Here is a 7,484-nt window from a genome sequence, read left to right on the forward strand (position 1 = left end):
GTGCTGGCGTCCACCTCGCCCTTCCGGCGCGAGTTGCTTGCCCGCTTGGGGCTGGCGTTTGTCACCGCAGCGCCGCAGTGCGACGAGACCCGGCTCGACGCCGAGCCCGCGCCAGCACTGGTGCAACGGCTCGCCGAGGCGAAGGCGCGCGCGGTCGCGGCCCACTTCCCGGATGCGCTGATCATCGGCTCGGATCAGGTCGCCTGCCTCGACGACCGGATCCTCGGCAAGCCCGGCACCCGCGCGCGGGCGCTCGAACAATTGCGCGCCGCGTCCGGCCGCGAGGTCGTGTTTCGGACCGGCCTCTGCCTCTACGATGCCCGCACCGATCGGGCTGAGAGCTGTTGCGAAACCTATCGGGTCTGGTTCCGCACGCTCGCCGAGGCCGAGATCGCCGGCTATGTCGATCGCGAGCAGCCGTTCGGCTGCGCCGGCAGCTTCAAAGCGGAAGGGCTCGGCATCGCCCTGTTCGAGCGTCTCGAGGGCGATGATCCTACCAGTCTGATCGGGTTGCCGCTGATTCGACTCGCCGCGCTGCTGCGCGCGGCGGGGATCGATCCGTTGAGCGACCGTCCAGTGTCTACTTGCCGATGATTGCCGGACAGTCGCGCTCGCATCGGGCAGTCGTTGATAGACTGCTTTCTAAGTACCTGACTCTGACCAGGCGCCTAAATCCTGGCATCCGCACCCGCCCTGCCCGACAATGCAGCTAGACTGGCGTGCTTCTTGTTTCCGCCCCTAATCGAGCTACCCCTGATGCAATGGTCCGATGTCCTCGATGACCCAAGCCTGCGCGACCTGCCCTATAAGATCGAACTCGATGCACAGGGCCGCCTGCTGATGAGTCCGGCCTCGAATCGACACGGCATCCAGCAGGCAAAACTGGTCCGGCTCCTCGCCAGCCGGCTCATCGATGGCGAACTCGCGACCGAATGCTCAATCGGCACGCATGCCGGCGTCAAGGTTGCCGATGTGGTCTGGATGTCGCCCGCGTTTCTGCGCCAGCACGGTGACACCACGCCTTACCCTCAGGCACCCGAGTTGTGCATCGAGATCCTCTCGCCCCCGAACACCGCCGCCGAGATGCAGGACAAGATCCGGCTCTATCTCGGTTATGGCGCCCAAGAGGTCTGGACGCTCAGCGATGCCGGGCGAATCAGCCTGTTCGGTCCCGAGGGTGAACGTTCGCGCTCGATCCTGCCAGGAATAGGAACGATCGAGACCCTCTGATACGTCACTGACGGATGACTGACTCGGCAAGACCCGCCGACAACGGTGATGTCCGCCTTGACGATGCCCCTTGGCGCTCCTACAGGAGCGCATCGGCTTCGGCTGGGTGCATGACAGCCTCGCCGCCCTGTCGCCGGCGGTGCCATCACCGCCGGCTTCGCCGACTCCTGCGCGCGGGGCTTGATCCTCGATTCCCTCCCCATGGAGACGAGCAATGAGCCGCGAGTTGGTTGTCTAAGCCCTACCTGAGCGCGGGCACGCTGGCACCGCCTAGCTCGGCGAGCCGGTTGGCCAAGGTCGTGCCGACCCGCTCGGCAAAGCGTTCGAGGAGATCGCGCTGCTGGCTATAGTCGACCAGTTTTTCGGTGCCGACGATCTCTCGGGCGACAAAGGCCGCGCTGCCAAGTCCATCGCTGAGACCGAGGTCGAGGCTCTCCTGGCCGGTCCAGAACAGACCGCTGAACAGCTCGTCGCCACCCTCGAGACGATCGCCCCGACCTTCCTTGACCGCAGCGATGAACTGCTGATGGAGGTTGTCGAGCAGTCCCTGGATGAACTCGCGGTCCCAGTCATCGAAGCTCGAGAAGGGATCGAGAATGCCCTTGTGCTCGCCGGCGGTGAGCAGGCGGCGTTGGATGCCGAGTTCCTCGAGCGCGCGCTGGAAGCCGAAGCCATCCATGCGCACGCCGATCGAGCCGATCAGCGTCGCCTGATCGACATAGATCGCATCGGTGGCGCTGGCGATGTAGTAGGCCCCGGAGGCGCAGACATCGGCGGCGACGGCGTACACCGGGATGTCTGGATGGATCTCGCGCAGCCGGCGGATCTCGTCGAAGACATAGCCGGACTGGACCGGGCTGCCGCCGGGGCTGTTGATGCTCAGGATGACGGCCTTGACCTTGTCCGCCTCGAAGGCCTGGTGCAGCCCCTTGATGATGCGCTCCGCGCTGGCGGCGGTCTTGTCCGCGATCAGCCCTTCGATCTTGATCAGGGCCGTGTGCTCGCTGGTCGGACCCATCGAATCGCCGAGGCCGTCGAGGATCAGCGTCGCCGAGAGGATGATCACATAGGCCAGCAGACCGAATTTGAGCACCAGACCCCAGCGCCGCGAGCGCCGTTGCTGATGCAGGAACTCGACCGCGAGGCGGTTGATCAGGGCGCGTTCCCAATTCGGGTCATCGGTGGCCGGCATCTGGTCGCGGGTGGCACGGTCGCCGCGTTTCCAGCGGCCGATCCAGGAGGGTAGCTTCATTGTGTGGGATGCGGTAGCAGTCAGGATTGGAGAGAGGTGGATTCGAGGTCGATGAGACGAGGGCGGATCGCGCGTCCGCGGTAGGACGGACGTCAGCGCCGGAGCCAATCCGCGAGCACGGCGATCGACGACGCGCAGGCCAGCGGTTGCAGCGCGAGCAGCCGTTCCGGCGTCTGCGTGCCATAACCGACCGCGATCGCCCGCACGCCGGCATTGTGCGCCATCTGCAGATCGTAATCGGTGTCGCCGATCATGAGGGTGGCAGCGGGTGTGACGCCGAGTTCGTCCATGAGTTCATACAGCATCCCCGGATGCGGCTTGGAAAAGGTCTCCTCGGCGCAGCGCGTGGCATGGAACCAGGGCCGCAAGCCGGTTTGATCCAGGGCCTGATCCAGCCCGCGCCGGCTCTTGCCGGTGGCGACCGCCAGCAGCCGGCCTTGGGCATGCAGCGCCTTGACCAAGGCCTCGGCGCCATCGAAGAGCGGCGTCGGGGTGGCATTGGCGACCAGATAATGATACCGATAACGGGCGATCAGGTCCGCGAGCATCTCCTCGCGATCGCAGCCGGGCAGGCGGCGGATGGCCTCCTCGAGGCCAAGGCCGATCACCTCGCGCACGGCGGCCGCGGGCGGCGGCGCGAGGCCCAGATCGGTGAAGGCGGTCTGCATGCTCGCCACGATGCGCCCTTCCGAATCCATCAGGGTTCCGTCCCAATCGAACACGACGAGTTCGATGTCTTGCAGCGCCAAGGCTGCGTCACTGTTCAGGTCCATGGTCAAATCCAAGGTGTCTCATCAAGTCGTTGCAAGACCGCCTCCAGGGTCGCTGGAAGCGGTGCCCTAACATGCACCGGCGGCCGCTCCTCGCGGGGGCGAAAGCTCAGGGCCGCCGCGTGCAAAAACAAGCGTTTCAAGCCGAGCGTCTCAAGCCGCGCATTGGTGGCCGGGTCGCCGTATTTGGCATCGCCCGCGACGGCGGCGCCGAGGTGCGCGGCATGCACGCGGATCTGATGCGTGCGGCCGGTCTCCAGCTCGGCCTCGACCAGGGTCAAGGCGCCCAGGCGCTGGCGGACGCGAAAGCGGGTCCGCGAGGGCTTGCCGGCAAGCGGGTCGACCCGCACCACCCGCTCGCCGCCGCGCACGCGGTTGGTGCGCAGCGCGGCGGTCACCTCGATCTCGGAGCGCGGCAATCGCCCGCAGAGCAAGGCCAGATAACGCTTGTCGACCGCGCCCTCGCGCAGTTGCTCATGCAGGCGCCGTAGCGCACTGCGACGCTTGCTGATCAGCAGGCAGCCGGAGGTGTCGCGATCGAGCCGATGCACCAGTTCGAGTTCGGCGCCGGGACGCATCGCGCGCAAGCTCTCGATCACCCCCAGGTCGATGCCGCTGCCGCCGTGCACGGCGAGACCGGCCGGCTTGTTCAGCACCAGCACCAGGTCGTCTTCGTAGAGCAAGGCCCCGGCGAGCCGGTCCTGGAGTCGGGCCGAGGGCGCGATCGGCGCACCCTGCTGCGGCCGCCGCAGCGGCGGCAACCGCACCCGATCGCCCGCCTCGAGCCGCTGCGACGGACGCGCGCGGCCCTTGTTGACGCGCACCTCGCCGCGCCGCAGCAGCCGATAGACGAGGCTGCGCGGCACGCCCTTCAAGTGCGCCAAGAGGAAATTATCGATGCGCTGACCGACGTTCTCCTGACCGACCTCAAGCCATTCGACCCGAGGGCTGGCCGCGTCTGGCTCGGACGCCAGCCGCGGGCGCGTAACACGCGGGTGTTTGGGTGACGACTTCAGGGTCAATTGCCGGTACCGAGAAAGCTTGCTAGCATTCGAGTCTTGTGCTGTGTGCGAAGGCGCGATAGCGCACCGTTCGCCATGGGGAGGAGCAGCACGGATTCAGGGCGCGCCCGCTGGGAGCGAATCGCGGTCGTCCCACAAGGTCGGTCGAGCCGAGTCCCTGCCATCCAGGACCCGCTCCGACGCGCGGTCCTGCGCCAAGCCAACAGTATGGCGCATTACCCAACCACTGTGACACCCTGCCATCCCCGACTCCCTACACAGGTTTCCACGAGCAACGGCGCCACGCCGCTGACTCGACAGGGTCCTTGGCGCATTGCGCCGGGCACCGAAAGTCAAACGAAAGCGCGTGCTCACGGCATGCCAAGGGCATCAGACAAGGCTGACTCAGCGCGATCCTCGCGCGAGCGAGCCGTCCTGGCTGCGCGAGCGCGGCGGCACATGAAGCCGCTTGCGCGCGCAACCATGGCCGCATCTGGCGGCCGTGGATCGCGCCTCGCGCGAAGGCGAGAGAATCGATTAACGATGAAAAGAATGCTCATCAACGCAACTCAGCCCGAGGAGTTGCGGGTCGCCATTGTCGATGGCCAACAATTATATAACCTCGATATCGAAAGCCCCGGGCGCGAACAAAAGAAGGCCAACATCTACAAGGGCACCATCACCCGGGTCGAGCCGAGCCTGGAAGCGGCCTTCGTCGACTACGGCTCGGAGCGCCACGGCTTCCTGCCCTTGAAGGAGATCGCGCGCGGCTACTTCCGCCAGGATGCCCCGAAGCCGGGCACCCGTGCCAACATCAAGGAGCTGATCAAGGAAGGTCAGCAGGTCATGGTGCAGATCGACAAGGAGGAGCGCGGCAACAAGGGCGCGGCGCTGACCACCTTCATCTCGCTTGCCGGTCGCTACCTGGTGTTGATGCCGAACAACCCGCGCGCCGGCGGTGTCTCGCGGCGCATCGAGGGGACCGATCGCTCCGACCTGCGCGAGGTGCTCAGTCAACTCGAACTGCCCGAGGACATGGGCTTGATCGTGCGCACCGCCGGCGTCGGCAAGAACGTCGAGGAACTGCAATGGGATCTTGATTATCTGCTCCAGCTCTGGGACGCGATCAAGGGGTCCAACGAGGGACGCAAGGCGCCCTTCCTGATCTATCAAGAAAGCGACGTCATCATCCGCTCGATGCGCGATCATCTGCGCGTCGATATCGGCGAGATCGTGGTCGACGATGCCAGGGTCTACCAGAAGGCCGAGACCTTCATGCGCCAGGTGATGCCGAACAATCTGAAGAAACTGCGCCTCTATCAGGACGAGGTGCCGCTGTTCACCCGCTACCAGATCGAGAGCCAGATCGAATCCGTCTTCCAGCGCGAGGTGCGCCTGCCCTCCGGCGGCTCGCTGGTGATCGACCAAGGCGAGGCGCTGACCTCGATCGACATCAACTCGGCGCGCGCCACCAAGGGCGCCGATATCGAGGAGACCGCCCTCAACACCAACCTGGAGGCCGCCGACGAGATCGCCCGCCAGCTGCGCCTGCGCGACCTCGGCGGCCTGTTCGTGATCGACTTCATCGACATGACCCCGGCCAAGCATCAGCGCGAGGTCGAGAACCGGCTGCGCGATGCGCTCAAGCACGATCGCGCGCGCGTGCAGGTGGCGCGCATCTCGCGCTTCGGCCTGCTGGAGATGTCGCGGCAGCGCCTGCGTCCATCGCTCGGCGAGTCCAGCCAGCTGGTCTGTCCGCGCTGCAAGGGTCAGGGCACCATCCGCGGCGTCGAGTCGCTGGCGCTCTCGGTGCTGCGCATCGTCGAGGAAGAGGCGATGAAAGACCGCACCTCGCGCATCATCGCGCAGTTGCCGGTCGAGGTCGCGACCTTCCTGCTCAACGAGAAGCGGCTCATGATCGTGCAGATCGAAGAGCGCCAGAAGGTCGACGTGGTGCTGATCCCGAATCGCCACATGGAAACGCCGGATTTCCAGATCGAGCGCATCCGCGCCCAGGATGCCGAACACCTGGGCGATGGCGAACTCAGCTACGATCTGGCGGCGCGGCCAGATGCGACCGAGCCGGCCTTCGCGCGCCCGCACAGCATCCCGCGCCCGGAAGAGCCGGCGGTCAAGGCCCTGGCGCCGGCGATGCCGGCGCCCCAGCGGCACGATCCGGTCGCTGACGAGCCGCCCGACACCGATCCAGCCAGCAGCGCCAGCGAGCAAGGCCGGCGCACCGAGAGCGTGCTCAAGCGGATCTGGACCACCCTCTTCGCGCTGCCGCCGGATCAATCGCAGGACGGCGCGTCGGCGGGCGATCGCTCGACGACCGACAGCGGTCGCGCCAACTCGGCCGGGTCACGCGCCGAGCGCGCCAACAGCAGCGCCTCGGAGACCCGAGGGGCCAAGAGCGACAGCCGCCGCGACGGCCAAGGCACGCGCAATCAGCGCCGCCCGCGCCGTTCGCAGGCCCAGCCCGACGAGGGCCACGCCGAGCGCGCGACCTCGGCGGGCAACGCGAACGGCAATGGCTCCGGTTGCGGCGCGGACACGGATCGGAATGCGAGCCGCTCAGCCGACGAACAGCGTTCGTCATCGGGCTCATCGGGCAATGGCGGCAGTCAGGGCAGCGGCCAACGCAGCGAGCAGAGCGCTGGCCAGAACAGCGGCCAGAGTCGGCGCGGAAGCTCCCGACGCGGTTCGCGGGGCGGTCGCGGCCGGCGCAATCAGCAAAACGGCGACAGCACCCCGAGCACGGCGGAGCGTACCAGCGACACCTCGAACGCTCAGGCTGAAGCGCAAACCTTGGCGCAGCCCAAGACGCCCGCAGGTGCTGAATCCACCTCCAGGGCCTTGGTCGCGACCGCGTCGAGTGTCGTGTCGCACACCGCCGAGAAAGGGCCTCCAGCAAACGCGGTTGCAACGACCCTGGCGACCCCGGAAGCCGCCGAGCCAGCGTCCGATCACAAAGCGTCCGATCACGAACGCACCGAGGCCGCGGCAGAAGACGGCGAAGGCAAATCGACCAGCCGGACGCGCTCAAGCCGGCGTCGGCGCGGTGGCCGCAGCCGTCGGCGGAGCGACCAGGGCGAAGGCACGACGAACCCCGGCGACGACCCCCAACCCGACGCGCCGATCGCAGCGGAGACAGCGGCGGGCGCGAGCGCGCCAGCCGAGTCCCAGTCCTCCGCGTCAAGGCCCTCCGAGTCGGTGTCGGCCGAGGCCGCG

6 protein-coding genes are annotated in these 7,484 nt (G+C 67.0%); 3 read left to right on the top strand and 3 right to left on the bottom strand.

The genetic code is table 11. The features are described 5' to 3' along the window. Both ACLFQI_RS09850 and ACLFQI_RS09855 read left to right on the top strand, forming a co-directional pair. A partial coding sequence (locus tag ACLFQI_RS09850; protein ID WP_410758927.1) for a Maf family protein occupies positions 1-594 on the top strand: 594 nt, incomplete at its 5' end. Between the two features lie 162 nt (positions 595-756). After that, positions 757-1,230, top strand: a complete 474-nt coding sequence (locus tag ACLFQI_RS09855; RefSeq protein WP_410758929.1) for a Uma2 family endonuclease — start codon at positions 757-759, stop codon at positions 1,228-1,230. 241 nt (positions 1,231-1,471) lie between these two features. Here ACLFQI_RS09855 and ACLFQI_RS09860 read toward each other — a convergent pair whose 3' ends face one another. The 3 genes from ACLFQI_RS09860 to ACLFQI_RS09870 form a co-directional block, all read right to left on the bottom strand. Next, complete coding sequence (locus ACLFQI_RS09860; RefSeq protein WP_410758931.1) at positions 1,472-2,482, bottom strand: S49 family peptidase; 1,011 nt, start codon at positions 2,480-2,482, stop codon at positions 1,472-1,474. A 92-nt stretch (positions 2,483-2,574) separates the two neighbouring features. After that, a complete protein-coding gene (locus tag ACLFQI_RS09865) occupies positions 2,575-3,255 on the bottom strand; it encodes an HAD-IA family hydrolase (RefSeq protein ID WP_410758933.1) in 681 nt (226 codons plus the stop codon). Positions 3,256-3,257: 2 nt separating this feature from the next. Beyond that, positions 3,258-4,274 carry an RluA family pseudouridine synthase gene (locus ACLFQI_RS09870; RefSeq protein ID WP_410758934.1) on the bottom strand — a complete coding sequence of 339 codons (1,017 nt, stop codon included), beginning with the start codon at positions 4,272-4,274 and terminating at the stop codon, positions 3,258-3,260. 522 nt (positions 4,275-4,796) lie between these two features. Here ACLFQI_RS09870 and rne point away from each other — a divergent pair. Next, positions 4,797-7,484, top strand: a 2,688-nt coding sequence (rne, locus tag ACLFQI_RS09875) for a ribonuclease E (RefSeq protein ID WP_410758936.1), incomplete at its 3' end; no start/stop codon positions are given.

It is taken from the genome of Halochromatium sp. (assembly GCF_046541315.1).
Classification (GTDB): domain Bacteria; phylum Pseudomonadota; class Gammaproteobacteria; order Chromatiales; family Chromatiaceae; genus Lamprobacter.